Here is a 26,132-nt window from a genome sequence, read left to right on the forward strand (position 1 = left end):
CCTCAGAGGTGGCCCTCGTAGAGCCCCGCCAGCTTCTGCACGGCGGCCTCGGGGCTAAGTTCCTCGCTCTCGCCGGTGCGGCGCGAGGTCAGCTCGACCACGCCGTTCTTCAGCCCCCGCGGCCCCACGGTAATCCGCCACGGCAGGCCGATCAGGTCCATCGTGGCAAACTTTGCCCCCGCCCGCTCGTCGGTGTCATCCAGCAACGGGTCCAGCCCCAGCGTCTTCAGCGTGCCATAGAGCGCCGTGCTCGTCGCATCACAGGCCTCGTCGCCCGCCCGCATGTTGACGATGCCCACGTGGAAAGGCGTCACCCCCTCGGGCCAGATGATCCCGTTGTCGTCGTGCGACGCCTCGATGATCGCGCCCACAAGGCGGCTCACGCCGATTCCATGCGAGCCCATGTGCACCGGCACCTTGGCCCCGTCCGGCCCCTGCACGTTCGCGCCCATCGGCTCGGAATACTTGGTCCCGAAGTAGAAGATCTGCCCCACCTCGATGCCCTTGCCCGCGCGGCGCCGATCCTCGGGGATCGCGCCGTAAAGCGCCTCGTCGTGGGTCTCGTCGGTGCGGGCGTACAGCGAGGTGAACTCGTCGCAGACGCCCTTCACCTGCTCGCGGTCGTCATAGTCGATCTCGCGGTCGCCCAGCTTCAGCTCGGTCACGCCGGCATCGTAGAACACGTCGCTCTCGCCCGTCGGCGCCAGCACGAGGAACTCGTGGGTGTCATCCCCGCCGATCGGCCCGCTATCGGCCCGCATCGGGATCGCCGTCAGCCCCATCCGCTCGTAGGTGCGCAGGTAGCTCACCATGTGGCGGTTGTAGGCGTGCAGCGCGTCTTCCTTGGTGAGGTCGAAGTTGTAGCCGTCCTTCATGTAGAACTCGCGGCCCCGCATCACCCCAAAGCGCGGGCGGATCTCGTCGCGGAACTTCCACTGGATGTGGTAGAGCGTTAGCGGCAGGCTCTTGTAGCTGGCCACATGGGCGCGGAAGATGTCGGTGATCATCTCCTCGTTGGTCGGGCCAAAGAGCATGTCCCGGTCGTGCCGGTCGCGGATGCGCAGCATCTCCGGGCCATAGGCGTCGTAACGGCCGCTCTCGCGCCACAGATCGGCGGGCTGGATGGTGGGCATCAGCATCGGAATGTGCCCGGCCCGCTGCTGCTCCTCATGCACGATCTGCTCGATCCGCTTGAGCACCTTGAAGCCCAGCGGCAGCCACGAGTAGATCCCGGCGGCCTGCTGACGGATCATGCCCGCGCGCAGCATGTAGCGGTGCGAGGCGATCTGCGCGTCGGCAGGGGTTTCCTTGAGAACAGGCAGGAAGTAGCGGCTCAGGCGCATTTGGGGTCCTCTGGGGCAATGTGCGTTGCCCCGAGGCTCTAGCCCATCGCGGGCGGGCTCACAAGATTTCGGACTTCGGGGTGCGCTGGCCTTCTGCTGCTTGCCCGGCCCCGGTGGCCTCGGGGGCGCGGTGGGGCGCAGGCTCGGCACGGGGGCGCTCCTGCGCGGGGGCTGACTCCGGCGCAGGGGAGGGGCGCGGCGCGGTCAGGGCAGAGAGCTTGAGATACTGGGTCATCGGGGGGCAAACCTTGCTTGCGTGCTCTTTCATGCATGCGCCTTACCCCTGCGTCAGGCAACGCGCGCACGCGGGCAATCACGGCTTATTCACAGCAGCTTCCTGTACCGCGGCAAAAATCCGGCGGCGTTAAGGAGCCGGAAACCGGCGATGGGTAAGACGAAACCAACGCTAACCGTCCGGGGGCAGCCTTGCTCGGCAAAATCACCCTTCCGCTGGCCTTTCTGGCCAGCCTCGCGGTCACGCCGCTGGCCATGGTGCTCGCCGCGCCGCCGGGCGACGGACCCGCGCTGGTGATCGTTCCGCCTTGGGCCGATGCTGATGCACTGCTGGCCCGCGCGGGTGGCCGCCCGCTTGGCCCCCGCCGCGCGCCTTTCGCCGTGCTCGCCCGCTTCCCCTCCCCCGCCGCCGCGCAAGAGGTCCACACCGAGGGTGCCTGGGCCGTGCTCGGCGGCGGCGCCCTTGCCGCCCTCTGTGGAGTCTCTGATGCCTGACGCCAAGCCTCTCCTGCTCACCGCCGAACACGCGATCGACCCCAGCGTGGACCACGCCCTCGAACAGGCCCGCGCCAACGCGGTCAGGCTGCTCTCGCGCATCACCCCGGTGATCTGGCTGCTCGCCGTCGCGGCGGAATGGGCGATGGGCGGCAACATCATGGTGATGGGTCTCGCTGGCGGCGCCTTCGCCCTGCTCGGTCTCGCCGCACCGCGCTTTTCGCCGCGCGTGGCCCGCATCGTCGTGGCACAGGCGCTCACCGGCATCACCATCGCGCTCAACGCCGCGCTCGCCGGCCACCCGATGCAGATCGACAGTCACATGGCTTACTTCGCCGTGCTGGCCATGTTGGTGGCGCTGGCCGATATCGTGCCGCTGCTGGTGGCCGCGGGCACCATCGCCGTACACCACCTCACGCTCACCTTCGCCCTGCCCGCGCTGGTCTACCCCTCCTCCGATCTGGTCTTCAACATCGGCCGCACCGTGTTTCATGCCATCATCGTCGTGGCCGAAACCGCCGTGCTGACCCTGAGTATCCTCAACCGCATCTCGCTCTCGCGCGAGGCCTCCGACAAGGCGCAAGAGAGCCTCGTGGCCACCGCAAAGGCCGAAGAAAGCAGTGCGATGGCCCGCGAAGAGGCCAAGCGCGCGACCGAGGCGCGTGGCCGCGCCGAAGACCAGTCCAAGGCAGCTGCCAAGGCTCGTGCAGAGGCCGAAACCGCCTTGCAGGAAGTCGAGAAGCGTTCTGCCGAGGCCGCTGAGGCCGAGGCCCGGGAGGCCGCCGCTGCCGCCGAGCGGCACGAGGCGCTCGCCCGCCTGCTCGACGTGTTCCGCCAGAAACTCGCCATGCTGGCCGAGGGCGACCTCTCCGTGCGGGTGACGGAAGAACTGGGCGAGGACTTTGCCGACCTCGCGCATCACTTCAACGGCGCGGGCGAGCGGCTCTGCACCGCGATGAACGCGGTGATCCTTCAAGCCGCCTCGATCAACGAGCAATCCCGCGAGCTGTCGTCTTCCGCCACCGATCTGTCGACCCGCACAGAGAAACAGGCCGCCACGCTGGCCCAGATTGCCGCCACGCTGAAGGAACTGACCCGAACCATCGAGATTGTCGCTTCCGAATCCCGTGATGCTCGCAAGCAGGCCGAGGCCACCTCGGGCGAAGCCTCCGATGGCACAGGCATCATGGCCGAGGCGGTGGACGCGATGAACCGGATCGAGGGCAGCTCGCGCGAGATCTTCAAGATCACCAGCGTCATCGATGACATCGCTTTCCAGACCAACCTCCTCGCCCTGAACGCAGGCGTCGAGGCCGCTCGCGCGGGCGAGGCAGGCCGTGGCTTTGCCGTGGTGGCCTCCGAGGTCCGCGCCCTCGCACAGCGCAGCTCCGAGGCCGCGCGCGAAATCAACAGCCTGATCTCCAACTCGGTCGAAGAAATTTCCGGCGGCGCGGCTCTGGTCAAGAACACCGGCACCGCGCTGGAGGGCATCCAATCCTCGGTCACCGGCATCGTCGAGCGGCTCCGCTCCATCGCCGATGCCACCTCCGACCAGTCCCGTGGCCTCAGCGAGGTCAACACCGCCGTCTCCGACCTCGAGCGCGTGACCCAGCAGAATGCCGGCATGTTCGAGGAGACCACCGCCGCCAACGCCGTTCTGGCCGGAAGCGCCGATGAATTGAACGCGCTGATGAAAGGCTTCAGCCTCGGCGGGGCTTTGGAGCCTGCGCAAGACGCGCCCGAGGCCCATCCGGTGATGCCCCGCCTCCGCGCAGCCAGCTGACACCCGGCAATGCCGAAGCCCCTGCTTGCGGACCCATAACGCCCCGGCGAGCATCTCCCCTCCCTACCGCTACGGCCCACACCCGCCGGCCTCCCACCCCTCTCGCCCTTGCACCCCGCCGCCTCACGGGCAATATGGGCGCGCGAGCGAATGAAGGGGCAAAATGGCACTTCCGGTCAGAGATCAGGCCAAATACTGGGGCCTCGCCGCCGTGGTCTTCTTCGGCGTGCTCTACCTGCTGGGCGATGTGATCCTGCCCTTCGTGCTGGGCGGCGCCGTCGCCTACTGCCTCGACCCGGTCGCCGACCGGCTGGAGCGGATGGGCCTGCACCGCATCGCCGCGGTCATCGTCATCTCGCTGGTCGCCCTGCTGATCTTCATCCTCGGCGCCCTGCTGATCGTGCCCACCCTCGTTGAGCAGTCGGTCGCGCTCTTCAAGGCCGCCCCGCAGATCTTCTCCGACCTGCGCAACTTTCTCACCGCCCGCTTCCCCGACCTGATGGACGGTGAAAGCACCGTCTCCAAGTCGCTCTCCACGCTGGGTGAAACCATCCAGTCCCGCGGCGGCGAGTTGGTAAGCTCCCTCGTCAGCTCGGTCTCCGGCCTCGTCAACGTGCTGGTGCTGCTGGTGCTGGTGCCCATCGTCGCCTTCTACCTGCTGCTCGACTGGGACCGCATGGTTGCCAAAGTCGATGACCTGCTGCCGCGCGACCACGCCCCCACCATCCGCCACCTCGCCCATGAGATCGACAAGACCCTCGCCGCCTTCATCCGCGGGCAAGGCACCGTCTGCCTCGTGCTGGGCATCTTCTACGCCGTGGCGCTCATGGCGGTGGGCCTCAACTTCGGCCTCGTCGTCGGGGCTGTGGCGGGCGCGCTGACCTTCATCCCCTACGTCGGCGCATTGGTCGGCGGGGCGCTGGCGATCGGGCTCGCCTTCTTTCAGTTCTGGGGCGAATGGTGGTGGATCGGTGCCGTCGCGGTGATCTTCTTTGTCGGTCAGTTCCTTGAGGGCAACGTGCTCACCCCCAACCTCGTCGGCCAATCGGTCGGGCTGCACCCGGTCTGGCTCATCTTCGCCCTCTCGGCCTTCGGCGCGCTCTTCGGCTTCACCGGCATGCTCGTCGCCGTGCCCGTGGCCGCCTCGCTCGGGGTCATTGCCCGCTGGGCCACCCGGCAGTACAAGGAGGGCCGCCTCTATCGCGGCACCGAAGAGGCACCTCCCGCCACAGCGGCGGTCTCCCACGCCGACGAGCCCCCGCAAGAGTAGCCCAAAGAGGCACCCCATGCCCCGCCAGATCCCAATAGACCTCCCGGTGATCGAAGCCACCGGGCGCGATGCCTTCTTCGTGTCGCCCGCCAACGCCGAGGCCGTCGCTCAGATCGATGACAGCGCGCGCTGGCCCGGCGGGCGGCTGCTGCTGACGGGGCCGGAAGGCGCGGGCAAGAGCCACCTCGCCGCCATTTGGGCCGCCGATACCGGGGCCACCGCCCTGGAGGCGGGCAGCCTCGCCAGCCTCGCCCCGCCCGCGCCCGGCGCCACGCTGCTGCTGGAAGACATCCACAGCCTGATGGGCAGCCGCGAGCGCGAGGAGCCGCTGTTCCACCTGCTCAACCGCGCCACCGCAGCGAACGCCCGGCTCCTTCTCACCGCGCGCGAGCCCCTGCCCGCACCCGCCCTGCCCGACCTCGCCACCCGGCTCTCTGCCACACCCCGCGCCCGCCTCGCCGAGCCCGATGACGCCCTGCTCACCGCGCTCCTCGTCAAGCTCTTCGACGACCGCCAGCTCGCGCCCACGCCCAAGCTACTGAGCTACCTGCTCGTCCACATGGAGCGCTCCGCCGCCGCCGCCCGCCGCACCGTGGCCGCGCTCGACCGGCACCAACTCGCCAAGGGCGGGAAGCTGACCCGCAAACTTGCCCGCGAGGTCTTGGATGAGGCCGGAAAATCAGGCACATAAGGGCTAAAGCGTCACACTACCGTGACCTTTGCCTCCTAGACCCCTGCCATGACTCAATCCGATTTCCTCTCCGCCGCCTACCCCGACCCGATCGCGCTCGACGATGTCGACATCGCCGGGCCGACCCGTTTCTTCAATCGCGAGCTGAGCTGGCTCGGCTTCAACTGGCGGGTGCTGGAAGAGGCCGAAAACCCCAAGGTGCCGCTGCTCGAGCGCATCCGCTTCGTCTCGATTTCGGCGACCAACCTCGACGAGTTCTACACCGTGCGCGTCGCCGGCCTGCGCGAGCTGGCCAATGCGGGCAACACCACCCCCGCCGCCGATGGGCTCAGCCCCGCCGAGCAGCTGGTGCTCATCAACGCTGACGCCCGCCGCCTGATGGCCCGCCAGCAAGAGAGCTGGGCCGCGCTGCGCGAGGAACTGGCGAGCAACGATATCTTCCTGCTCGACGCCAAGCACCTCACCAAGGCCGACCACGGCTTTCTGTCAGAGTATTTCCTCAGCCAGGTCTTCCCGGTGCTCTCGCCGCTGGCCATCGACCCGGCGCACCCCTTCCCCTTTATCGCCAACACCGGCTTCTGCCTCGCGCTCCAGCTCGAGAGCGAGCACTCGGGCCGCAAGCTCGATGCCATCCTGCCGATACCGCATCAGGTCGACCGCTTCATCGCCCTGCCCGCCGAGGAGGGCACCCACCGCTTCCTGCCGCTCGAAGTGCTGCTGCGCCTGCACATCGGCTCGCTCTTTCCGGGCTACCGTGAAAAGGGCTCCTGCACCTTCCGCGTCCTGCGCGACAGCGACCTTGAACTTGAGGAAGAGGCCGAGGATCTCGTGCGCGAGTTCGAAACCGCCCTGAAGCGGCGGCGGCGCGGCGAGGTTGTCCGCCTCAACATGTCCGCTGGCGCGCCCAAAGCCCTGAAAGCGCTGATCATGCGCGAACTTGAGGTCGACGAAGACGAGGTGATCGAGACCAACGGCATCCTCGGCGTGGCCGACCTCAAGGAACTGGTGATCGACGCCCGCCCCGATCTGCTCTGGCCCTCCTTCACGCCGCGTGTGCCGGAGCGGGTGCAGGACCATGAGGGCGACATGTTCTCCGCCATCCGGCAGAAGGACATGCTGCTGCACCACCCCTACGAGACCTTCGACATGGTGGTGCGCTTTCTGCAGCAGGCCGCCCGCGACCCCGATGTGGTCGCCATCAAGCAAACGCTCTACCGCACTTCAAAGAATTCCCCCATCGTCGAGGCGCTCTGCGAGGCGGCGGAAGACGGCAAGTCGGTCACCGCGCTGGTCGAGCTGAAGGCGCGCTTCGACGAGGCCGCCAACATCCGCCAGTCCCGGCGGCTGGAGCGGGCCGGGGCGCATGTGGTCTACGGCTTCATGCACTACAAGACCCACGCAAAAATCAGCACGGTGGTCCGCCGCGAGGGCAACGAGCTGGTGACCTACACCCACTTCGGCACCGGCAACTACCACCCGATCACCGCCCGGATTTACACCGACCTCAGCCTTTTCACCTGCGACAAGGCGCTCGGCCGCGACGCGGGAAAGGTCTTCAACTACCTTTCCGGCTATGCCCAGCCCGGCGAACTGGAGAACCTTGCGATCTCGCCGATCTCGCTGAAAAAGCGCCTGATCGAGATGATCGCCGCCGAGGTCGAACATGCCCGCGCCGGCAAGCCCGCCGAGATCTGGGCAAAGATGAACTCACTGATCGACGCCGATGTGATCGACGCGCTTTATGCCGCCAGCCAGGCCGGGGTAAAGATCAGCCTCGTCATCCGCGGCATCTGCGGCGTGCGCCCCGGCATCAAGGGCCTGTCGGAGAACATCCGGGTCAAATCCATCGTCGGGCGCTACCTCGAGCACAGCCGCATCGTCTGTTTCGGCAACGGCCACGGACTGCCCTCCAAGAAGGCGCGCGTGTTCATCTCCTCGGCCGACTGGATGGGCCGCAACCTCGTCCGCCGGGTCGAAACACTGGTCGAATGCACCAACCCCACGGTGAAGGCGCAGATCACCGAGCAGGTGATGGCCGCCAACATGGCCGACACCGCACAAAGCTGGGTCATGCGCCCCGATGGCAGCTTTTACCGCCCGCCGCTCTCCAAGGGCGCCGAGCCGTTCAACTGCCACCGCTTCTTCATGGAGAACCCCTCGCTCTCGGGCCGCGGCTCGGCGGGGGCCAGCGATGTGCCGGAACTGACCCACTCGAAAGATTGACCTTTCCGGCGCCCGCCCTCTATCACGGACATACGATAACCGCCCGGAGAGATGACATGGACGGATCAGGCGAGCAGCAGCGGGGCTGGGGCCCTTTCGGACGCCCGATCTTCGACCACCCCGATGCCCAGGCGCTCTCCCGCGTGGGGGTGATCGACATCGGCTCCAACTCCGTCCGGATGGTGATCTTCGACGGCGCGGCGCGCAGCCCGGCGTATTTCTTCAATGAAAAGGTGATGTGCGGCCTCGGCGCCGGCATGGGCGAAACCGGGCGGCTCAACCCCGAGGGCCGTGTCCGGGCGCTTGCCGCGATCCGCCGCTTTCACGCTCTGGCCGAGGGCATGGGCATCCCGCCCCTCACCGCCACCGCCACCGCCGCCGTACGCAATGCCGATGACGGGCCGGACTTTTGTGCCGACATCGAGGCCACCACAGGCCTCAAGGTCTATGTTGTCGACGGCGAGGAGGAAGCCCGTCTCTCCGCCCAGGGTGTGCTCGTCGGCTGGCCCGGCGCCACCGGCCTTTCCTGCGATATCGGCGGCTCCTCGATGGAGCTGGCCCTGCTCGAAGATGGCGGCGTGGGCGAGCGCGCTTCCACGTCTCTCGGTCCCCTGCGGCTCAAGACCATTCCCGGGGGCCGCAAGGCCCGCCGCGCCGAGATCGACAAGGTGCTGGACCGGCTGGCCGACAAGCTGCCGCCCCACAAGCGGCTCTACCTCGTCGGCGGCTCATGGCGGGCCATCGCCAAGCTCGACATCCTGCGCCGGGGCTACCCGCTCCACGTGCTGCACGACTATCACGCCACCCCGGCCCAGCTGCGTAAAACGCTCGATTGGCTGCGCGGCCGCGATCTCGAGGAGGTCCGCGCTCAGGCCGGGCTTTCCTCCGCCCGGATCGCGCTGGTGCCGGTGGCGGGCGAGGTGCTCCGCCGCCTGATGAAGAAATTCGGCACCAAGGAGGTCTGGATTTCGGCCTACGGCATCCGCGAGGGCATGCTCTACGAGCAGATGTCCGACCTGATCCGCGCCCGCGACCCGCTGATCGAGGCCGCCCGTTTCGACGAGGCGCAAAACGCCCGCGTGCCGGGCTTCGGGCGCACGCTCTACGATTTCGTCCTGCCGCTCTTCCGCAGCGTCCGGCCCGACAAGCAGCGCCTGATCAAGGCCGCTTGCCTGCTGCACGATGTGTCATGGCGCGCCCATCCCGACTATCGCGGCGAGGTCTGTTTCGATAACGCCACCCGCTCCAACCTCGGCGGGATCGACCATCAGGGCCGCGTCTTCGTCGGCCTCGCCCTGCTGCACCGCTACCGCAACGCCGCCCCCGGCTCGCACCTCGAACCGATGGTCGAGCTGCTCTCCGACAAGGACAGGCAGATGGCAGTGGTGCTCGGCAAGGCTATGCGCTTCGGCGCGATGTTCTCCGGCAACATCCCCGAAGCCATGTGCCGGGTGGAATATCGCCCGAAGAAAAAGGAGCTCAAGCTGATCCTGCCCCGCGCCGCCGCCGTGCTCTACGGCGAGGTGGCCGAGGCACGGTTCAAATCGCTCGCCAGTGAGCTAGGTTGCGAGATCGAGGTGCGCCTTGCCGGGGATTGAGATCGTCTCGGAGCCGCTCGCGGTTCCCTACTTCGACGGCGTCGTGGTCGACCGCGATATCTATATCGACCACCATCAAGAGCCCTCCCCCGAGCAGGCCGCGCAGGCCCTCGCCGCCTTCGCCCGCCTCACCCCGGCCGACCGTCTGGCCGACAGCCTGCACGTCTACAACTACTACCGCGATTTTCATCAGGACGTGGGCGGCGAGGAGTGGCTCGACGAGGAGATGGGCGTGCCCGCCACGCCCGAGGAAATCTGGCAGCACGTCACCCCCGGCACCGTCCATCTGGTGATCGACCCGCGCCACCCCGACCACGTCTATGTGGTCATGTCAGCCAATTGCGTCTGGGAGGAAGAGCACGGCCTGATGATGATCTGGGAGGATGGCGCTCGGCTGACCAAGGTCGGCGGCTACGACGGCCACGTCACCAACGAAACCGCCTACGACCGACCCGAGTACAAGGGCATCGTCTACAAGGCCAACGATCCGGCCCTCACGACACGCCTGTAGGGTGGGCAATCTACCCACCAGCACGACTCAAAGTTCGATCTCGCCCTCCGGGTCGAACTCCGGCACCAAAGGCTCGGGTGCCCGCTCCATCTCTTTCGGGGTCTTCCTGCGGATGATGATGTCGCCGTTCTCAAGCCGCTCCGGCGGATGGTAATCGTCGAACTCGCCGATCATCTCCGCCAGCGCCGCCATCTGCGGCCCCAGCGTTTCGGCCAGATCGCGCAGTGCAGGCTCCATATCCCGCGCCATATCCTTCAGCGCAGGCTCCATCTCTTCGGCCAGTCCGCGGAAGAAGAGCATCATCCCCTCTTCCACAAGGTTCATGCCCTCGCCCATGTCGCCACGGGCTTCGGGGTCGGCCTCCTGCGCAAGCGCCGGGCCCAGGGTGAGAGAGGCCGCAAGGGCCATGGCAGCAAGGTGTTTCATGGCCCCAACATAAGCGCTCGCGCGCCGCGTTTCAAAGGTTCGGGTCGAGATCGACGCTGACAGGGAAGTGATCGGAGGCCGTCAGCAGCGCCTCCCGCAACTCCGGCAGGGCATAAATCTGCGAGTCGTCAAAGGGATGCCAGATCCGCCAGTCCTGCGCATGGGCCGCCAGCCCGGGCGAGAGCATGAGGTAGTCGAGCAGCGCGCTGAGGTAGCGCTTCTCCTCGCGCAGATAAAACCGCGCCGTGGTGTCCTTCGCCTGCATCAACCCGCCCGCCAACGCCTGCCGCGCATGAGGGTCCACCAGCCGCATCGTCTCGGGTTGATCTGCCCCCAGCACGATCTCCATGCCCGAGCGACCAAAGAGCGCCTCGTACTCATCCAAGCCGGGGCCATCGTTGAAATCGCCCGCCACCACCAGTGCCTCGCCCGCCGCCAAGTGCTGCTCCACCCTCCGGCGCAGCCAGATCGACTGCGCCAACTGTTTGCGCCGGTTGGCGATGGAAATGCGGGTCGCATCCGCCGCCGAGCGCGCGCCATGCGGGGCCTTGCTCTTGATATGCACGCCGATGAGCCGCACCACCTCGTCAAACCCCGCAAGCCGCAACTCCGCCTCCAGCGGCGGCTTGGAGAAGCGCACAAGGTCTTCCCGGGCGTCGATATCGAGGTCGATCCGGAACACCCCGTCAAACCGCGGCGCCTCCTCGCTGCCCTTCTTGCCCGTGGCCTCCCCCACCGGCACATGCCGCGCCTCAACCCTGTCGGGGTCATAAAGCAGCGCCAACTCCTGCTGGGTGTCGTTCGGAAAGCCGATCAGCGCCTTGCGCGCCCGCAGCCCGAAGAGCGCTGCAAAGCCTTCCAGCGCGGTTTCGGTGCGGCGCGGTGCCTTCCAGTCCGGCGCCTCCACGATCAGCACCGCATCGGCGTCCAGCGCCGTGAAGACGATGCCCAGTGCCTCCAGCTGCGCCGCCCGCGTCACGTTCCACCTGGCGGACCATTCATTGTCCGCCAGCGGCGCGCCCACCTCGTCGAAAAGGGCGTTGAACCACTCCACATTGTAGGTGGCCAGCCTCACGACCCGTTGATCTCCTCCCAGGCCCGGTTCACCGCGATCAGCCTCTTCTCGGCCATCCGCACTGCCTCTTCCGGCACGCCGCGCGCCATCATCACATCCGGGTGGCTCTCGCGCACCTGCCGCTTCCATGCCGCCCGCACCTCTTCCAGCGGCGCATCGGGCGCAACGCCGAGTACCGCGTATGGGTCCGGCTCGGCATCGGGCACAAAGCGGGCGCGCAGCGAGCGAAACTCCCGGTCATCGACCCGGAAGATTGCCGCCACCCGAGCCAGAAAGTCATCTTCCTTCGGGTGATACTCCCCATCCGCCATCGCGATATGGAACAGCCCCTCCAGCAGGTCCGTCAGCGCGCCGTGGCCCTCGTCGAACATCCGAGCAATCCGCGCGGCATAGTCCTCGAAGCCCGCCACATCCTGCCGCGCGAGGTTGAACACCCGCGCCGCATTGGCCTCCTCGGCGGGCGGAATGGTAAAGACCTCACGAAACGCCGTGACCTCGTCGCGCGTCACCTGCCCGTCCGCCTTGGCCATCTTGGCCCCCAGCGCGATGACCGCGATGGTAAAGCCCACCGTCCGTTCCGGCGCCGTGCGCAGCTTGTCGAACACCGCCGAAAGCCCCTCGCCAGCAGCGAGAGCCGAAAGCGCGTCCCCTATGCGTGACCAGATCGACATGGGGGCACCTTACCTGCGCAAGGCGCTGGGGTCACAAGAATTTCTGCATCAGCACAAGGTCATGCCACCGGTCGAACTTGCGGCCCACCTCGGGCAGCCGCGCCACCTCGGCAAAGCCCAATGCGGCATGAAATTTCACGCCAGCCGCGTTCTCCCCGCTGACCCCGGCAAAGAGCGAATGTACGCTGGCCTCCCGCGCATGAGCACAGAGCGTCGCCATCAGCGCACGCCCCACGCCCTGCCCCGCCGCCTCGGGGCGCACCACGATCGAATGCTCCTTGGTGTGGGCGTAGCCCACCCCGTTCCGGAACGGCCCGTAGCTGACATAGCCCAGCACCCGCCCCTCCACTTCGGCGACCCAAAACGGCTGCCCGGCCTCGATCGCCCCCGAGATCTCTTCGGGCGTCTTCTCGATGCTGTTGAAGGTCACGATGGTGTCGCGGATCACCCAGTTGATCAGCCCGCAGATCGCCTCTGCATCGTTGGCCTGAGCCCGCCTTACCTCAGCCACTTCGGCCCGTCCGGCGTGTCGAACCGCGCCGCCATCCGCGTCGGCCCCCGGATGAACCGCAGGCGCGGGTCGTCCAGCCCAAGATCCTTCAGCCCGCGCGCCTCCTCATGGCCCACCAGAAGCTCCGCCAGCCGCACGCCCTCATCAGGCAGCCGCGGTGCTGGGTGCGGCCCCTGCCACTCGATCAGCGCCGGATGCATGTTGTTCATCGGCAAGATGCCCGTCTCCGGCACCGCCATCGCCCAGCGATACTCCCCCCGCTGCAGGGCCATCGGCACCCCAACACCGGGGCGCTCGGCCACCTTGGCCGCAAGGTCATCCACCCGGCAGACCCAGCGCGCAATCCGCGGCTGGCCCTGAAAGCGATCGAGGTCAAACCACCGTGGCCGCCCCGGATCGGCGCCCTCCGGGTCCACAGCGATCACCTCCAGATATTCCTCGCCCCCCAGCGCCAGCAGCGCATTGTGGGTGCCAAAGGCCTCGTGCTTGCCCCCCGCCGCCAAAGGCACACCGAGCGCCTCCTCGACATAGGCCACCCCGTCCTCGAGCCGCGTGCAAAGCACGGCGATATGGTCAAATTCAATCATGCCCGCAACAAACGCACGAGCCGCGCCAAAGCACAACCCGCTGAATTTTCTTGCTGAAAATACTCCACCACAACACTGCAGCTCGCGCTACAACGTTTCAGGTGTGCGACGCCCCCGGCCCGGTCAGCCCCGCGCCTCGCGGATGAGTTTCAGCACATCCTGCGCCGCGCTCGGAATATTCGTGCCCGGCCCGAAAATCGCCTTCACCCCGGACTTGTACAGAAAATCATAGTCCTGCTGCGGGATCACCCCGCCGCAGATCACGATGATATCCTCCGCCCCGGCCTCTTTCAGCGCCGCCACCAGCTTGGGCGCCAGCGTCTTGTGGCCCGCCGCCTGGCTCGAAATCCCCACCACGTGCACGTCGTTGTCCACCGCATCCTGCGCGGCTTCCTCGGGCGTCTGAAACAGCGGCCCCACATCCACGTCAAAGCCGATATCGGCAAAGGCGGTGGCAATTACCTTGGCGCCCCGGTCGTGTCCGTCCTGGCCCATCTTCACCACCAGCATCCGCGGGCGGCGGCCCTCTTCCTCGGCGAAATCCTCCACCGATTTCTGGATCGCCGCAAAGCCCTCGTCGCCGTCATAGGCCGCGCCGTAAACGCCCGCCAAAGTCTTTACCTCGGCCCGATGACGGCCAAACACCTTCTCCATCGCCATGCTGATCTCTCCAACGCTCGCCCGGGCGCGGGCGGCCTCCACCGCCGCCTCCAGCAGATTGCCGCCCTCCTTCGCCCGCCGCTCCAACTCGCCCAGCGCGGCATCGCAGGCCGCCGCATCGCGGCTCCCGCGCATCTGCTCCAGCCGTGCCACCTGGTTCTCGCGGACCTTCACATTGTCCACGTCCAGAATGTCGATCGGGTCTTCCTTGTCTTTCCGGTACTTGTTGACCCCAACAATCACCTCCTCGCCCCGGTCGATCATCGCCTGCCGCCGGGCCGCGCTTTCCTCGATCCGCAGCTTGGGCATGCCGCTCGCCACCGCCTTGGTCATGCCGCCCATCTCCTCGACCTCCTCGATCAAGGCCCAGGCCTTCTCGATCAGCTCGTCCGTCAGGCTCTCCACGTAGTAGGAGCCCGCCAACGGGTCGACGACGCGGGTCACCTGCGTTTCTTCCTGCAAGATCAGCTGCGTATTCCGCGCGATCCGGGCCGAGAACTCGGTGGGCAGGGCAATCGCCTCGTCCAGCGCATTGGTATGGAGCGACTGCGTGCCCCCCAGCACCGCGCTCATCGCCTCATAGGCCGTGCGGATCACGTTGTTGTAAGGGTCTTGCTCCTGCAACGACACACCACTCGTCTGGCAATGGGTCCGCAGCATCTTGCTGCGCTCACTCTTCGCGCCAAACTCCGTCATGATCCGATGCCACAGGGTCCGCGCCGCCCGCAACTTGGCGATCTCCATGAAAAAGTTCATCCCGATGGCGAAGAAGAAGCTCAACCGCCCGGCAAACTTGTCCACGTCCATGCCCGCTTCAATCGCAGCCCGCACGTATTCACGCCCGTCCGCCAGCGTATAGGCCAGCTCCTGCACAAGGTTCGCCCCCGCCTCCTGCATGTGGTAGCCCGAAATCGAGATCGAGTTGAACTTAGGCATCTCGTTCGAGGTGTACTCGATGATGTCCGAGATGATCCGCATCGAAGGCTCGGGCGGATACACATAGGTGTTCCGCACCATGAACTCCTTCAGAATGTCGTTCTGAATGGTCCCCGAAAGCAGCGCCCGGTCGTGCCCCTGCTCCTCGCCGGTCACGATGAAATTGGCGAGGATCGGAATCACCGCCCCGTTCATCGTCATCGACACCGACACTTCATCCAGCGGAATCCCGTCGAATAGGATCTTCATGTCCTCCACCGAGTCGATCGCCACGCCCGCCTTGCCCACGTCGCCTTCCACGCGCGGGTGGTCGCTGTCATACCCCCGGTGCGTCGCCAGATCGAAAGCCACCGAAACGCCCTGCTGCCCGGCCGCTAGTGCCTTGCGATAAAAGGCGTTCGACTCCTCGGCAGTCGAAAACCCGGCATACTGCCGGATCGTCCAGGGTCGGCCCGCATACATCGTCGCCTTCGGCCCGCGGGTGAACGGCGCCTGCCCCGGGATGCTCCCCATATGGCCCAGCCCCTCTACATCCTCGCCGGTGTAGAGCGGTTTCACCCGGATGCCCTCCAGCGTCTCCCAATCAAGGCTGTCCAGCGGCTTGCCCCGCAGTTCCTTCTCGGCAATCGCCTTCCACTCGTCGGTCTTGCTCATCGGAGCCTCCTTCTCAGGTCCGGTTCAATTTTGGCCGGGGCGCACCGCCCCTTCGCTTTCGGCGCTGCCGCGCCTATATCCTTGGCAACAGGAGGAATTCATGCGGCTCACCCCCCTCGCCCTCGCGGCGCTCATCGCCTCGCCCCTCTGGGCACAGGAAACGGGCACCACCGTCATTTCCGAAGGCGCCGCCGAAGAGGCTGCCGAGGCCGTCGCCGCCGAAGTGGCGGGCGATGCCGACACGCTGCAAATCCTCGCCGCCTCCGAAGTCACGCTGGATGATCTGCTTTGGCTACGCCGCCCCATCGTGGTCTTCGCCGATACCCCGGCCGACCCGCGCTTTACCGAGCAGCTCGAGCTGCTCACCGCCCGCCCCGGCCCGCTGATGGAGCGTGACGCCATCATCATCACCGATACCGACCCCGCCGCGCTCTCGCCCGTGCGCACCAAGCTCCGGCCCCGTGGCTTCCAGCTGGTGCTGATCGGCAAGGACGGCGAGGTGAAGCTGCGCAAACCCTTCCCGTGGGATGTGCGCGAAATCACCCGCAGCATCGACAAATGGCCGCTCCGGCGCGACGAGCTGCGGCGAAAATGAGCAGGCAGGCCGCGCGGCGAACGCTTGAGAAACGCGCCATAAGGCCCTATATGTAAGGCAGAAGCCTGAAATGCTTCAGGCACCAGAGGAGCGGATATGAGCAAACGCAGCGACATTCCCTTCACTCCGATCCCGGTAACCGGGCGGACGGGTCCTCAGCCGGGGTATTGAACTCCAGCTTCACCCGCTCGGCGGCCTCCCGGCCGCCCTTTCCGAAGGCATCGATCACCGCATTGGCATAGCTGCCAAAGCTGAGCGCCTGCTTCTTCATCTCGATATAATCCGAATACATCGCCACCCGGCGCTGCTGTGACATACCTTTGAAGGCCGCGCCCCGCATGTCGTCCACCAAGGCGGCGAGCGATTTGAGCTGGCTGTAATAGGCCACGATCGGGTCAATGGTCTGGCGCGGCAGCACGTGGATGTCGGGCAGCAGCGTGTCAAACACCGTATCGTTGTGCTCGCGCGGGATCAGCGGCACAAACTCCTCGTCCTCCCGCATACGCTCCAGCATCCCCTCGGCGTAGCTCTCGATCCGCTCTTCGTCCCAGAGGTTGGCGAGATTGTTGCCGATCTCGGCATAAAGCGCACGGTGCATGTCGCGCAGCTTTTCCTGCCGCAGCGCCGCCGCCTCCCGGCGGTTCAGCACCCCGTTGACGAACCAGCCCGCGCCAAGGAAGAGGCCGGCGATGACCGCCTGCCAGATCCGCGCATCGAGGTTCGCCAGCCAGTCCATCAGCCCTCGCCCGTCACCCGACCGTGGGTGGCCCAGCCGCCCAGCGCGAAGAGGATGAAGATCATTAGGATGAGCGCCTCTGCGGGGGCGAAGATCCCCGCCAGCATCAGCCCGGCACCCATCACCATCACCCCAAGAACAGCGCCGATGCCCCGGATCCACCAGTCGCGGCCCGCCACAAACCCCATGATCCGGGTCACGATCATCGTCCAGGCCACGAGGCCCGCCAGACCGGAGATCACCGCCATCGCGACCAGAATCGCCATGCCGCCGCCCGTGGTGCCATCCGGCGGTACCATCCGGCCCAGCAGGTTGATGATCGCCCAGGCCATGAACAGGCCCGAGACGAAGCCGGCCGCATGGGCCAGAAGTGCGCGCAAACCGGGTGTCATTCGAACTCCATGATCACATCATCCACCGCAAGGTTGTCGCCCGGCCCGGCGTTGACCTTGGCGACCTTGCCCGCCTTCTCGGCGCGCAGGATGTTTTCCATCTTCATCGCCTCCACGGTGCACAGCGCCTGCCCCTCCTGCACCTCGTCGCCCTCGGCCACATCGACCTTCACGATCAGGCCCGGCATCGGGCAAAGCAGCATCTTCGAGGTGTCGGGCGGCAGCCGCTCGGGCATCAGCGCGGCCAGCTCGGCCTGGCGCGGGGTCCAGACCTTCACCGCCACATCCGCACCCCGGAACCGGATGCGGAAGCCGCTCGTCACCTTGCCGACCTTCAACACCATGAGCTTTCCGTCGATCTCCACCCGGGCAAGGCTGTCGCCCGGCGTCCAGTCGGAGGCCACGCGGTGCACCGTGCCGTCCGAAAAGGCCACGGTGGAGCCCGCCTTGTCGGCCGCGATCTCGGTCACCAGCGTCTCGCCGCCCACGCTCACCACCCAGTCGGAGCCGACCATGCGCTCGTGGTTGTCCATCCGTCCGCTCACCCGGCTGCGGCGAATTTCGGCCACCCGGTACATTGCCGCCGCCGCCGCCGCGATCCGCCGCTTGTCGGCACCGCTCAGCTCAACCCCTTCAAATCCTTCGGGATATTCCTCAGCGATGAAGGCCGTCGTCATGTCACCGGCCACAAACTTTGGGTGGTCCATCACCGCCGCGAGGAAGGGGATGTTGTGGCCGATCCCCTCCAGTTCGAAGCTGTCCAGCGCCACCCGCATCTCCTCGATGGCCTGCTCCCGCGTGGGCGCCCATGTGCAGAGCTTGGCGATCATCGGGTCGTAATACATGCTGATCTCGCCGCCCTCGTAGACGCCGGTATCGTTGCGCACGGCGCGCGTGGCCTCCGCCACCTCCGCCGGGGGCTTGTAGGCCACCAGCCGGCCGATGGAGGGCAGGAAATTGCGATAGGGGTCCTCGGCATAAAGCCGGCTCTCCATCGCCCAGCCGTTCAGCTTCACGTCATCCTGCGTCATGCTCAGCGGCTCGCCATTGGCGACGCGGATCATCTGCTCCACAAGGTCCACCCCGGTGATCAGCTCGGTCACCGGATGCTCCACCTGAAGCCGCGTGTTCATCTCCAGAAAATAGAAGTTCTTGTCACCATCGACGATGAACTCCACCGTCCCCGCCGAGGTGTAGCCCACCGCCTGCGCCAGCGCGACAGCCTGCTCGCCCATCGCGCGCCGCGTCTCCTCATCGAGGAACGGCGAAGGCGCCTCTTCAATCACCTTCTGGTTCCGCCGCTGGATCGAGCACTCCCGCTCGCCAAGGTAGATCCCGTTGCCATGGCCATCGCAGAGCACCTGAATTTCGATGTGCCGCGGCTGGGTCACGAACTTCTCGATGAAAATGCGGTCATCGCCAAAGCTGGCCGCCGCCTCGTTCTTCGAACTCTGAAAGCCCTCACGCGCCTCTTCGTCGTTCCACGCGATCCGCATGCCCTTGCCGCCGCCGCCCGCGCTGGCCTTGATCATCACCGGATAGCCGATCTCGGTGCTGATCTTCACCGCCTCATCGGCATCCTCGATCAGCCCCATGTAGCCCGGCACCGTGCTCACATCGGCCTCTTGGGCGATCTTCTTCGAGGTGATCTTGTCCCCCATCGCCTCGATCGCCCCCACCGGTGGCCCGATGAAGGCAACATTCTCCGCTGCCAGTGCCTGCGCGAACTTCGGGTTCTCCGAGAGGAAGCCGTAGCCCGGATGCACTGCCTGCGCGCCGGTCTGGTGGATGGCGTCCATGATCTTGTCGATCACGATGTAGCTCTGGTTGGCAGGCGGCGGGCCGATATGCACCGCCTCATCGGCCATCTCCACGTGCAGAGCATTCTTGTCGGCGTCCGAATACACCGCCACCGTCTTGATCCCCATCTTGCGGGCCGTCTTGATCACACGGCAGGCAATCTCCCCCCGGTTGGCGATCAGGATCTTCTCGAACATGTCTATCGTCCCTCTTCTTCTTGGGTCCCGCAGGGGCCCGAAACGCAAAAAGCGCTCTCCAGGCGGCGGGCCCGAAGAACGCTTGGGTGATGTCTCGATGGCGCCGGGGCGGTCTGGCCCCGGCCTGCCGTGTCAGAGATCGTCGGAAATTGCGCCGACGCCTGCGCCCACAGCGGCGCCCACGACCGGGTTGTTGCCCGTGGCTTCCGCCGCAACGGCGCCCACGCCCGCACCAACGGCAGCGCGCTCGATGTCGTTGTCGCAGCCCGCGACGAGCAGGATGGCAGGAAGGGTGGCGCCCAGAATGATCTTACGCATGAGTTTTTGCCTCTCAGGGTCTGTGCCCCGCGGCCTCGTGCGGCGCAGAGCGTTTCAGTGTCTGAGAGAGAAACAGAAAGCCCGCCGGGCCGGTTCCATGGCCCGGCGGAATTTTGCTTGTTGGCGCAGGGCTTAGAAAGCGTCCGCGATATCGTCCGAGAGGGCGCCGACGCCGGCACCAACGGCCGCGCCGATGAGCGGGTCGTTGTCGGTCGCGCTGGCGGCAACGGCACCGATACCGGCGCCGACAGCGGCACGTTGCACGTCGTTTTCAAGGCACCCGGAAAGGGCGAACACGAAAGGAAGGGCGGCGGCCCAGAGAAGTTTTTGCATGATGTACTGCCTCGAGTTTTATCGTTTATGGGCAGAGTTTTATCGCAATTCTCGGAGTCCGTGAAGCCAAATTCGTCATCTGACATCTTCACCGCTGCGTCACGGGCGGGCTCCCGCCGGCGCAAAAAAGGGTGTGGTCTGACCCACAAGGGGCCAGACCACGTAGAAGGGGAAGGGTAACGGTTTTGACTTATTAAGGCCGACGCAAGCTTGCTGGAGAACGCCGGTCCTTGGCTGACATTTGCAGCCGCAGCCTGTTCAAACAAGCGCGGGCTGACCCAGCGGCAGTTTTGAGCCAGTTCCTGCCCATTTCCCCCTACAACCCTCGGCAGAATCATGCCCACCCCTCCTCTTCGAAGGCTTCGGGGAAGGCCCGGCGCGCGGCGGCCTCGTCGATGACAAGCAGCGCCTCGTAGCTTTCGGGGTCAAACGGGTCTTCTGCGGGCAGCACCTCGCGGCCAAAGAGCCAGCTCAGCCGTCCGGCATCGAGATTGCCGCGCTCGAAGGGCTCATCTCCGAACTGCTCCCAGAGCGCCGCCATGAATCCCGAATCAGCCCGCCGGTCAGCAGGTCTGCGATCGGCGAATCGTTCGCGGGCCTTCAAAGGCGTCGCGCCAACCTTGGCGGGTCGTCGGATGGTGAATTGGAAATCGGTTCCGGGAAGGCGGCCTGGAAAACCGCGATGCTTGATCATGCGCCCATCTCCCGGATGAGAGGGCGAAGGGTCGAGGCAGGCCCGAAGGCCTGCCCCGGTGTAGAATCAGTACTTCGAGTAGGTCGGCTCTTCGACCACGACTTCTTCCACAACAACTTCGTCCTGCTGAGCGCAGGCAGCCACGAAGGCAACGAGGCTGATGGCGAGAAGGGTTTTGATGCTCTTCGACATCTCTGTCTCCTAATAATCTGTGAGGTGCGCAGAAAGCAGTGACACTCCCCAGGTCCCTCATTCGAGTTCACAGCCAAATAGGTCTGGCCAAGCGTGAGGTTAATGCAATTACTTATGGAAAAACAGGCCCATCCGCGCACATGAATCCGCTGTGGCGGGATTGCATCAAACCCCTGAGCGACCCCGGAGAAGCGCCTTGTTTTATTGGCTTTTTCACGCATCATTGCCACTCGCACCCGGCCTCTGTGACGACATAGGAGGCAATAAACTGCGTGGCCGCCGGGTCCGGCTGGCCCCGTTCGACCACCCGGTCCATTAGCGCAATGATGATTTGGTCGATGGGTGATTCATGCGCCTTGGCCGTGGCGAGCGCCTGACCGTTGCACAGCGCGTCCATCTCCATGGCCACATCCTCGTAGCCCAGCGATCCGCCCTCGCGGGCGATCTCCGGCGCAAGGTAACGCATCACCAGCCAGCGCTCTTCGGCACCCTCGGCGGCACCCGCGTGCACCTCGACGATTGCATCGTGAAATGCGGCCCAACCCTCAGGCAAATCAGGGGCGGCAAGGGCCGGCTGGGCGGCAAAGATCAGGGCTGAAAAAGCAACTCCGCGCCAGGGCCTCCCCTCCCCGGCGCGGAGCAGCCGAACGCGGACGTTCGGCATGAGGCCGTGCGCCTGCATGAGGCGAGCGAAACGGCCAGATCTCGCTGGCTTATCCTCCGAGTGGCGGCGGACAGCCCGCTGTTTCTGCCACGAAATTTTCATTCTGGCTATCCCTCTTACCCTAGGACAGGCGTCAAGCGACTTTCCGCTCATAGCGGAATGTTGTCGTGCTTCTTCCAAGGGTTGCTGAGTTTCTTGTTCCGCAGCGAGGCAAAAGCACGGGCCACCCGCTTGCGGGTGGAGCGCGGCTGAATCACCTCGTCGATGAATCCCTTCTCGGCAGCCACGAAGGGGTTGGCAAAGCGATCCTCGTAATCCTTCGTCCGCGCCGCGATCTTTTCGGGGTCGCCCAGCTCGCTGCGATACAGAATCTCGGTCGCACCCTTGGCCCCCATCACCGCGATCTCGGCGGTCGGCCACGCGTAGTTGAAATCCCCGCGCAAATGCTTGGAGGCCATCACGTCATAAGCCCCGCCGTAGGCCTTGCGGGTGATCACCGTCACCTTCGGCACCGTCGCCTCGCCATAGGCAAAGAGCAGCTTCGCGCCATGCTTGATCACCCCGCCATATTCCTGGCTGGTGCCCGGCAGAAAGCCCGGCACATCCACCAGCGTCAGGATCGGAATTTCGAAGGCATCACAGAACCTTACGAAGCGCGCCGCCTTGCGGCTCGAGTCAATGTCGAGGCACCCGGCCAGCACCATCGGCTGGTTCGCCACCACCCCCACCGACTGCCCTTCAAGGCGGATGAACCCGGTGATGATGTTCTTCGCGTAGTCTTCCTGAATCTCGTAGAAATCCCCCTCGTCCGCGACCTTCAGGATCAGCTCTTTCATGTCGTAGGGGGTGTTGGCATTTTCCGGCACCAGCGTGTCGAGGCTCTTCTCAACCCGCGCCACATCATCGAAGAACGGCCGCACCGGCGGCTTCTCGCGGTTGTTCAGCGGCAGAAAGTCCACCAACCGCCGCACCTCGGTCATCGCCTCAACGTCATTCTCGAAGGCGCCATCGGCCACGCTGGACTTTTTCGTATGGGTCGAGGCCCCGCCCAGCTCTTCCGCCGTAACCTGCTCATTCGTCACGGTTTTCACCACGTCCGGGCCGGTGACGAACATGTAGCTGCTCTCCTTCACCATGAAGATGAAGTCGGTCATCGCGGGCGAGTAGACTGCGCCACCCGCGCAGGGGCCCATGATCACGCTGATCTGCGGCACCACGCCCGAGGCCATGATGTTGCGCTGGAACACCTCGGCATAGCCCGCAAGGCTGGCCACGCCCTCCTGAATCCGCGCGCCGCCCGAGTCGTTCAGCCCGATCACCGGCGCGCCGTTCTGCACCGCCATGTCCATGATCTTGCAGATTTTCTGGGCGTGGGTCTCACTGAGCGAGCCGCCGAACACAGTGAAATCCTGAGAGAACACATAGACCATCCGGCCGTTGATCGTGCCCCAGCCGGTCACCACCCCGTCGCCCGCCGGGCGTTGCTCCTGCATGCCGAAATCGGTGCAGCGGTGGGCCACGAACATGTCGAACTCTTCGAACGAGCCCTCATCCAGCAGCAGCTCGATCCGCTCCCGCGCCGTCAGCTTGCCCTTCGCGTGCTGCGCCTCGATCCGCCGCTGCCCGCCCCCGGACCGCGCCTCGGCCCGGCGCTCCTCGAGTTGCTCCAGAATGTCCTTCATGGCCATCTCCCCGCTGAATTTGCTTTGCTATAGGGTCTCACGAGTGCGAACCAAAGTGAAATTCGGAAAATTTGCAAACTATTGGCAACTCGCAATCTGCTAACTGCAAAGATGAATATTTTATGCTTCGAGCATATTTTTTCGGCGCACTCTGTAGACAAAAGACACCGCCCCGCCTAACTCCGCGCAATGAGTTACGGAAGCAAGGTCCGCTTCGCCGACCGATCCACCCCGCCCCATGTTCTGACGCTGGTGCTCGTCGCCTCGATGACGGCGCTCACCATGAACGTGTTCCTGCCATCGCTGCCCGCGATGGCCGCGCACTTCAACACCGAATATCGGGTCATCGGCCTCGCCGTTTCGCTGTTCCTCGCCATCAATGCGGTGCTGCAAATCTTCGTCGGCCCCCTGTCCGACTGGTTCGGGCGCCGCGTGGTGCTGCTGAGCGCCATCGTGCTCTTCCTTCTGGCCACGCTGGGCTGCATCTATGCGCCCACGGTCGAGAGCTTCCTGTTCTTCCGCATGTGCCAGGCCGTGGTTGCGGCGGGCATGGTGCTGAGCCGGGCGATCGTGCGCGACGTAGTGCCAATGAATCAGGCCGCCTCGATGATCGGCTACGTCACGATGGGCATGAGCCTCGTGCCGATGATCGCCCCGGCCATCGGTGGCAAGCTCGATGAGTGGTTCGGCTGGCAGGCCAACTTCTGGCTGATGTTCGGCTTCGGCGTCGTGCTCCTCGGCCTCGTTCTGACCGATCTGGGCGAGACCCTGCACACCCGCAAGGCGCGCTTCTCCGAGCAGTTTCGCGGCTATCCGGCGCTGCTCACCTCCTACCGTTTCTGGGGCTACGCGCTGGCCGCCGCCTTCGCTTCCGGCGCCTTCTTCGCCTACCTCGGCGGGGCTCCCTTTCTGGCGACCGAATACTTCGGCCTGCCGCCCTCGACGATGGGTTTCTACTTCGGCTTCCCTGCCGTGGGCTACCTCTTCGGCAATGCCTTCTCGGGCCGGTTCTCCACCCGATTCGGCATCAACCGGATGATCCTCTGGGGCTGTGTGCTGACCGTTGTCGGCATCTCGATCCACCTCGCCGCCTACCTTGCGGGCCTGAGCAACCCCTTCCTGTTCTTCGCCTTTTTCACCTTCGTGGGGCTGGGCAACGGGCTGGTGATGCCCAACAGCGCGGCCGGTCTCGTCTCGGTCCGGCCCGATCTGGCCGGCTCCGCCTCGGGCCTCGGCGGCGCCATCCAGATCGCCGGGGGCGCGGCCCTCTCCGCACTGGCCGCCGCCCTGCTCACCGAGGGCTCCACGCCGCTGCCGCTGCTCATCGTCATGGTCGGCACCGCCGTCGCCAGCCTTGTGTCCATTCTCGTGGTGCTGATGCGCGAGCGTCAGCTCCAAGGCACGCCCGACGCGCTCACCTGATTTGCAAACACTGGCGCGGGCGATGCGAATCTGCAAAATGCAGCCACCATGCCCACGCAAAAGCTCTACGCCGGCGCCAAGCTGCGGGAAATCCGCACGCGGCTGAACCTCACCCAGAAGGCCTTCGCCGGCAAGCTGGGGGTCTCGCTGCCCTATCTCAACCAGATGGAAAACAACAACCGCCCGGTCTCGGCCCGGGTGGTGCTGGCACTGGCACAGGAGTTCGGGCAGGACGTGACCGAACTTTCATCAGGCGACACCGAGCGGCTGGTGACAGACATGCGCGAAGCCTTCGCCGACCCGGTCTTCACCGACACGCCCCCGCTCGCCGACCTCCGCCTCACCGCCTCCAATGCCCCCGCCCTCGCCCGCGCCTTCCTCGAGTTGCACCGCGCCCACCGGCAGGGGCAGGAGCGGCTGGCGCTGCTCGATGAGGCCATGGGCACAGGCGGCCCCGCGCCGATTTCGCCCTGGGAAGAGGTCCGCGACTTCTTTCACTATTGCGACAACTACCTCGACGCCATCGACCGCGCCGCCGAACGCTTCGCGGGCGACGCAAGCGACCCCGACACTGCTCTGCGGCAACTTGAAAAGGCGGGCGTAACGCTCTCGCTCACCGATGAAACCGCCCTGCGCCGGTTCGATCCGGAGGCCCGCAGGCTCACCCTGCCCGCCCGCGCCTCAGCGGCGACCCGGCGTTTCCAGATCTTCCACCAGCTTGCACTTATCACGCAGAACGACCTGCTGGAGGCCACGCTGGACCTTGCCCGGTTCCAAACCGAGGAGGCCCGCGCCATCGCCAAGATCGGGCTGGCCAATTACTTCGCCGGGGCCGCCCTTTTGCCCTACCGCGCCTTCCTCGAGGCCGCCCGCGACACCCGGCATGACCTCGAGCGCTTGGCCGACCGCTTCGGCGCCTCCATCGAGCAGGTGGCGCACCGGCTCTCCACCCTCCAGCGGCCCGGCGCCAAGGGGATTCCGTTCTTCTTCGTGCGGGTCGATCAGGCAGGCACCATCACCAAGCGGCACTCCGCCACCCGGCTGCAATTTGCCCGTTTCGGCGGCGCATGCCCGCTCTGGAACGTCCATCGCGCCTTCGAAACGCCCGGCCGCTTCCTGCGCCAGCTGGCCGAAACCCCCGATGGCATCCGCTACATCAGCCTCGCCTGCGATGTGTCAAAGCCCGGCGGCAGCTTCACCGCGCCGATCCGGCGCTACGCCATCGCCCTTGGCTGCGAAGTCGCCCATGCGCCAGACCTCGTCTATGCCGACGGGCTGGATACCACCCAACCCGCCGCCTTCGAGCCCATCGGCATCTCCTGCCGTATCTGCGAACGGCAGGGCTGCCACCAGCGCTCGGTCCCGCCGCTGGAGCGCCGCCTGAACGTCAATCACAACGCCCGCGGCCTCCTGCCCTACGAGATCGACACCGGCTGAGC

At 65.8% G+C, this 26,132-nt stretch carries 27 protein-coding genes; 10 read left to right on the forward strand and 17 right to left on the reverse strand.

Translation table 11 applies throughout. The annotated features are described in order from the left end of the window. Positions 1 to 2 precede the first annotated feature (2 nt). Both proS and KUV38_RS10565 read right to left on the reverse strand, forming a co-directional pair. Positions 3 to 1,343 (reverse strand): proline--tRNA ligase, encoded by a 1,341-nt coding sequence (proS, locus tag KUV38_RS10560; protein WP_222470005.1) that lies wholly within the window; start codon positions 1,341 to 1,343, stop codon positions 3 to 5. Between the two features lie 58 nt (positions 1,344 to 1,401). Further along, positions 1,402 to 1,578 carry a hypothetical protein gene (locus tag KUV38_RS10565; protein WP_222470006.1) on the reverse strand — a complete coding sequence of 59 codons (177 nt, stop codon included), beginning with the start codon at positions 1,576 to 1,578 and terminating at the stop codon, positions 1,402 to 1,404. A gap of 191 nt (positions 1,579 to 1,769) precedes the next feature. Here KUV38_RS10565 and KUV38_RS10570 point away from each other — a divergent pair, with 191 nt between their 5' ends. From KUV38_RS10570 to KUV38_RS10600, 7 genes are all read left to right on the forward strand, one after another. Continuing rightward, entirely contained in the window at positions 1,770 to 2,072 is a 303-nt protein-coding gene (locus KUV38_RS10570) for a hypothetical protein (protein ID WP_222470007.1), read from the forward strand. Continuing rightward, complete coding sequence (locus KUV38_RS10575) at positions 2,065 to 3,855, forward strand: methyl-accepting chemotaxis protein (RefSeq protein WP_222470008.1); 1,791 nt, start codon at positions 2,065 to 2,067, stop codon at positions 3,853 to 3,855. Before KUV38_RS10570 ends, KUV38_RS10575 begins: the two co-directional genes overlap by 8 nt. A 163-nt stretch (positions 3,856 to 4,018) precedes the next feature. After that, complete coding sequence (locus KUV38_RS10580) at positions 4,019 to 5,125, forward strand: AI-2E family transporter (RefSeq protein ID WP_222470009.1); 1,107 nt, start codon at positions 4,019 to 4,021, stop codon at positions 5,123 to 5,125. Positions 5,126 to 5,141: 16 nt separating this feature from the next. Then, positions 5,142 to 5,816, forward strand: coding sequence for a chromosomal replication initiator DnaA (locus KUV38_RS10585; protein ID WP_222470010.1), 675 nt, complete (start codon positions 5,142 to 5,144; stop codon positions 5,814 to 5,816). Positions 5,817 to 5,864: 48 nt separating this feature from the next. Continuing rightward, positions 5,865 to 8,039: an RNA degradosome polyphosphate kinase gene (locus KUV38_RS10590; RefSeq protein WP_222470011.1), complete on the forward strand. Its 2,175-nt coding sequence runs from the start codon at positions 5,865 to 5,867 to the stop codon at positions 8,037 to 8,039. Positions 8,040 to 8,095: 56 nt separating this feature from the next. Continuing rightward, positions 8,096 to 9,637, forward strand: a complete 1,542-nt coding sequence (locus KUV38_RS10595; protein ID WP_222470012.1) for a Ppx/GppA family phosphatase — start codon at positions 8,096 to 8,098, stop codon at positions 9,635 to 9,637. Beyond that, on the forward strand, positions 9,624 to 10,148 hold the full coding sequence (locus KUV38_RS10600; RefSeq protein WP_222470013.1) for a DUF6985 domain-containing protein: 525 nt from the start codon (positions 9,624 to 9,626) through the stop codon (positions 10,146 to 10,148). Before KUV38_RS10595 ends, KUV38_RS10600 begins: the two co-directional genes overlap by 14 nt. Positions 10,149 to 10,175: 27 nt before the next feature. Here the strand turns inward: KUV38_RS10600 and KUV38_RS10605 are convergent, their stop codons facing one another. The 6 genes from KUV38_RS10605 to scpA all read right to left on the reverse strand — a co-directional run bounded on the left by KUV38_RS10605 (position 10,176) and on the right by scpA (position 15,668). After that, positions 10,176 to 10,574 carry a hypothetical protein gene (locus tag KUV38_RS10605; protein ID WP_222470014.1) on the reverse strand — a complete coding sequence of 133 codons (399 nt, stop codon included), beginning with the start codon at positions 10,572 to 10,574 and terminating at the stop codon, positions 10,176 to 10,178. 31 nt (positions 10,575 to 10,605) lie between these two features. After that, positions 10,606 to 11,649, reverse strand: coding sequence for an endonuclease/exonuclease/phosphatase family protein (locus tag KUV38_RS10610; RefSeq protein WP_222470015.1), 1,044 nt, complete (start codon positions 11,647 to 11,649; stop codon positions 10,606 to 10,608). Then, on the reverse strand, positions 11,646 to 12,320 hold the full coding sequence (locus KUV38_RS10615; protein ID WP_222470016.1) for a molecular chaperone DjiA: 675 nt from the start codon (positions 12,318 to 12,320) through the stop codon (positions 11,646 to 11,648). Before KUV38_RS10615 ends, KUV38_RS10610 begins: the two co-directional genes overlap by 4 nt. Before the next feature lie 31 nt (positions 12,321 to 12,351). Beyond that, the gene (locus tag KUV38_RS10620; RefSeq protein ID WP_222470017.1) at positions 12,352 to 12,831 is read right to left on the reverse strand and encodes a GNAT family N-acetyltransferase; all 480 of its coding nucleotides are present in this window, start codon (positions 12,829 to 12,831) and stop codon (positions 12,352 to 12,354) included. Continuing rightward, positions 12,819 to 13,418 (reverse strand): VOC family protein, encoded by a 600-nt coding sequence (locus KUV38_RS10625; RefSeq protein WP_222470018.1) that lies wholly within the window; start codon positions 13,416 to 13,418, stop codon positions 12,819 to 12,821. The genes KUV38_RS10620 and KUV38_RS10625 overlap by 13 nt, the downstream gene beginning before the upstream one ends. Positions 13,419 to 13,541: 123 nt before the next feature. Continuing rightward, positions 13,542 to 15,668, reverse strand: a complete 2,127-nt coding sequence (scpA, locus tag KUV38_RS10630) for a methylmalonyl-CoA mutase (protein ID WP_222470019.1) — start codon at positions 15,666 to 15,668, stop codon at positions 13,542 to 13,544. Positions 15,669 to 15,768: 100 nt separating this feature from the next. Between scpA and KUV38_RS10635 the strand changes: the two genes are divergently transcribed. Further along, positions 15,769 to 16,263, forward strand: a complete 495-nt coding sequence (locus tag KUV38_RS10635; RefSeq protein ID WP_222470020.1) for a DUF4174 domain-containing protein — start codon at positions 15,769 to 15,771, stop codon at positions 16,261 to 16,263. Between the two features lie 121 nt (positions 16,264 to 16,384). Here the strand turns inward: KUV38_RS10635 and KUV38_RS10640 are convergent, their stop codons facing one another. The 9 genes from KUV38_RS10640 to KUV38_RS10675 form a co-directional block, all read right to left on the reverse strand. Beyond that, positions 16,385 to 16,999 carry a hypothetical protein gene (locus KUV38_RS10640; protein ID WP_222470021.1) on the reverse strand — a complete coding sequence of 205 codons (615 nt, stop codon included), beginning with the start codon at positions 16,997 to 16,999 and terminating at the stop codon, positions 16,385 to 16,387. After that, positions 16,999 to 17,391: a hypothetical protein gene (locus KUV38_RS10645; protein WP_222470022.1), complete on the reverse strand. Its 393-nt coding sequence runs from the start codon at positions 17,389 to 17,391 to the stop codon at positions 16,999 to 17,001. The genes KUV38_RS10640 and KUV38_RS10645 overlap by 1 nt, the downstream gene beginning before the upstream one ends. After that, positions 17,388 to 19,388 (reverse strand): acetyl/propionyl/methylcrotonyl-CoA carboxylase subunit alpha, encoded by a 2,001-nt coding sequence (locus tag KUV38_RS10650; RefSeq protein ID WP_222470023.1) that lies wholly within the window; start codon positions 19,386 to 19,388, stop codon positions 17,388 to 17,390. The genes KUV38_RS10645 and KUV38_RS10650 overlap by 4 nt, the downstream gene beginning before the upstream one ends. Before the next feature lie 132 nt (positions 19,389 to 19,520). Continuing rightward, positions 19,521 to 19,706, reverse strand: a complete 186-nt coding sequence (locus KUV38_RS10655) for a YMGG-like glycine zipper-containing protein (protein WP_222471109.1) — start codon at positions 19,704 to 19,706, stop codon at positions 19,521 to 19,523. A 132-nt stretch (positions 19,707 to 19,838) separates the two neighbouring features. Then, positions 19,839 to 20,039, reverse strand: coding sequence for a YMGG-like glycine zipper-containing protein (locus tag KUV38_RS10660; protein ID WP_222470024.1), 201 nt, complete (start codon positions 20,037 to 20,039; stop codon positions 19,839 to 19,841). Between the two features lie 334 nt (positions 20,040 to 20,373). Beyond that, the gene (locus KUV38_RS10665; protein ID WP_222470025.1) at positions 20,374 to 20,733 is read right to left on the reverse strand and encodes a hypothetical protein; all 360 of its coding nucleotides are present in this window, start codon (positions 20,731 to 20,733) and stop codon (positions 20,374 to 20,376) included. A gap of 66 nt (positions 20,734 to 20,799) precedes the next feature. Continuing rightward, complete coding sequence (locus KUV38_RS20905; RefSeq protein WP_256377575.1) at positions 20,800 to 20,925, reverse strand: hypothetical protein; 126 nt, start codon at positions 20,923 to 20,925, stop codon at positions 20,800 to 20,802. 220 nt (positions 20,926 to 21,145) lie between these two features. Continuing rightward, the gene (locus tag KUV38_RS21160; protein WP_222470026.1) at positions 21,146 to 21,478 is read right to left on the reverse strand and encodes a DUF6497 family protein; all 333 of its coding nucleotides are present in this window, start codon (positions 21,476 to 21,478) and stop codon (positions 21,146 to 21,148) included. 260 nt (positions 21,479 to 21,738) lie between these two features. Beyond that, positions 21,739 to 23,271: an acyl-CoA carboxylase subunit beta gene (locus KUV38_RS10675; RefSeq protein WP_222470027.1), complete on the reverse strand. Its 1,533-nt coding sequence runs from the start codon at positions 23,269 to 23,271 to the stop codon at positions 21,739 to 21,741. A 189-nt stretch (positions 23,272 to 23,460) separates the two neighbouring features. On the opposite strand from KUV38_RS10675, the gene KUV38_RS10680 reads away from it, so the two are divergent. Further along, on the forward strand, positions 23,461 to 24,693 hold the full coding sequence (locus tag KUV38_RS10680; protein ID WP_222470028.1) for a multidrug effflux MFS transporter: 1,233 nt from the start codon (positions 23,461 to 23,463) through the stop codon (positions 24,691 to 24,693). Positions 24,694 to 24,741: 48 nt separating this feature from the next. Then, positions 24,742 to 26,130 (forward strand): short-chain fatty acyl-CoA regulator family protein, encoded by a 1,389-nt coding sequence (locus KUV38_RS10685; RefSeq protein ID WP_222470029.1) that lies wholly within the window; start codon positions 24,742 to 24,744, stop codon positions 26,128 to 26,130. Positions 26,131 to 26,132 lie beyond the last annotated feature (2 nt).

The sequence above is a fragment of the Vannielia litorea genome (assembly GCF_019801175.1).
In the GTDB taxonomy this organism is placed as follows: Bacteria; Pseudomonadota; Alphaproteobacteria; order Rhodobacterales; family Rhodobacteraceae; genus Vannielia; species Vannielia litorea_B.

Bases quoted from the DNA above. Each gene is read 5' to 3' on its own strand.
- proS (WP_222470005.1), bottom strand. From the start codon at position 1,343: ATGCGCCTGAGCCGCTACTTCCTGCCTGTTCTCAAGGAAACCCCTGCC.
- KUV38_RS10565 (WP_222470006.1), bottom strand. From the start codon at position 1,578: ATGACCCAGTATCTCAAGCTCTCTGCCCTGACCGCGCCGCGCCCCTCC.
- KUV38_RS10575 (WP_222470008.1), top strand. From the start codon at position 2,065: ATGCCTGACGCCAAGCCTCTCCTGCTCACCGCCGAACACGCGATCGAC.
- KUV38_RS10580 (WP_222470009.1), top strand. From the start codon at position 4,019: ATGGCACTTCCGGTCAGAGATCAGGCCAAATACTGGGGCCTCGCCGCC.
- KUV38_RS10585 (WP_222470010.1), top strand. From the start codon at position 5,142: ATGCCCCGCCAGATCCCAATAGACCTCCCGGTGATCGAAGCCACCGGG.
- KUV38_RS10590 (WP_222470011.1), top strand. From the start codon at position 5,865: ATGACTCAATCCGATTTCCTCTCCGCCGCCTACCCCGACCCGATCGCG.
- KUV38_RS10595 (WP_222470012.1), top strand. From the start codon at position 8,096: ATGGACGGATCAGGCGAGCAGCAGCGGGGCTGGGGCCCTTTCGGACGC.
- KUV38_RS10605 (WP_222470014.1), bottom strand. From the start codon at position 10,574: ATGAAACACCTTGCTGCCATGGCCCTTGCGGCCTCTCTCACCCTGGGC.
- KUV38_RS10615 (WP_222470016.1), bottom strand. From the start codon at position 12,320: ATGTCGATCTGGTCACGCATAGGGGACGCGCTTTCGGCTCTCGCTGCT.
- KUV38_RS10625 (WP_222470018.1), bottom strand. From the start codon at position 13,418: ATGATTGAATTTGACCATATCGCCGTGCTTTGCACGCGGCTCGAGGAC.
- scpA (WP_222470019.1), bottom strand. From the start codon at position 15,668: ATGAGCAAGACCGACGAGTGGAAGGCGATTGCCGAGAAGGAACTGCGG.
- KUV38_RS10635 (WP_222470020.1), top strand. From the start codon at position 15,769: ATGCGGCTCACCCCCCTCGCCCTCGCGGCGCTCATCGCCTCGCCCCTC.
- KUV38_RS10640 (WP_222470021.1), bottom strand. From the start codon at position 16,999: ATGGACTGGCTGGCGAACCTCGATGCGCGGATCTGGCAGGCGGTCATC.
- KUV38_RS10645 (WP_222470022.1), bottom strand. From the start codon at position 17,391: ATGACACCCGGTTTGCGCGCACTTCTGGCCCATGCGGCCGGCTTCGTC.
- KUV38_RS10650 (WP_222470023.1), bottom strand. From the start codon at position 19,388: ATGTTCGAGAAGATCCTGATCGCCAACCGGGGGGAGATTGCCTGCCGT.
- KUV38_RS10655 (WP_222471109.1), bottom strand. From the start codon at position 19,706: ATGCGTAAGATCATTCTGGGCGCCACCCTTCCTGCCATCCTGCTCGTC.
- KUV38_RS10660 (WP_222470024.1), bottom strand. From the start codon at position 20,039: ATGCAAAAACTTCTCTGGGCCGCCGCCCTTCCTTTCGTGTTCGCCCTT.
- KUV38_RS10665 (WP_222470025.1), bottom strand. From the start codon at position 20,733: ATGATCAAGCATCGCGGTTTTCCAGGCCGCCTTCCCGGAACCGATTTC.
- KUV38_RS20905 (WP_256377575.1), bottom strand. From the start codon at position 20,925: ATGTCGAAGAGCATCAAAACCCTTCTCGCCATCAGCCTCGTTGCCTTC.
- KUV38_RS10675 (WP_222470027.1), bottom strand. From the start codon at position 23,271: ATGAAGGACATTCTGGAGCAACTCGAGGAGCGCCGGGCCGAGGCGCGG.
- KUV38_RS10680 (WP_222470028.1), top strand. From the start codon at position 23,461: ATGAGTTACGGAAGCAAGGTCCGCTTCGCCGACCGATCCACCCCGCCC.
- KUV38_RS10685 (WP_222470029.1), top strand. From the start codon at position 24,742: ATGCCCACGCAAAAGCTCTACGCCGGCGCCAAGCTGCGGGAAATCCGC.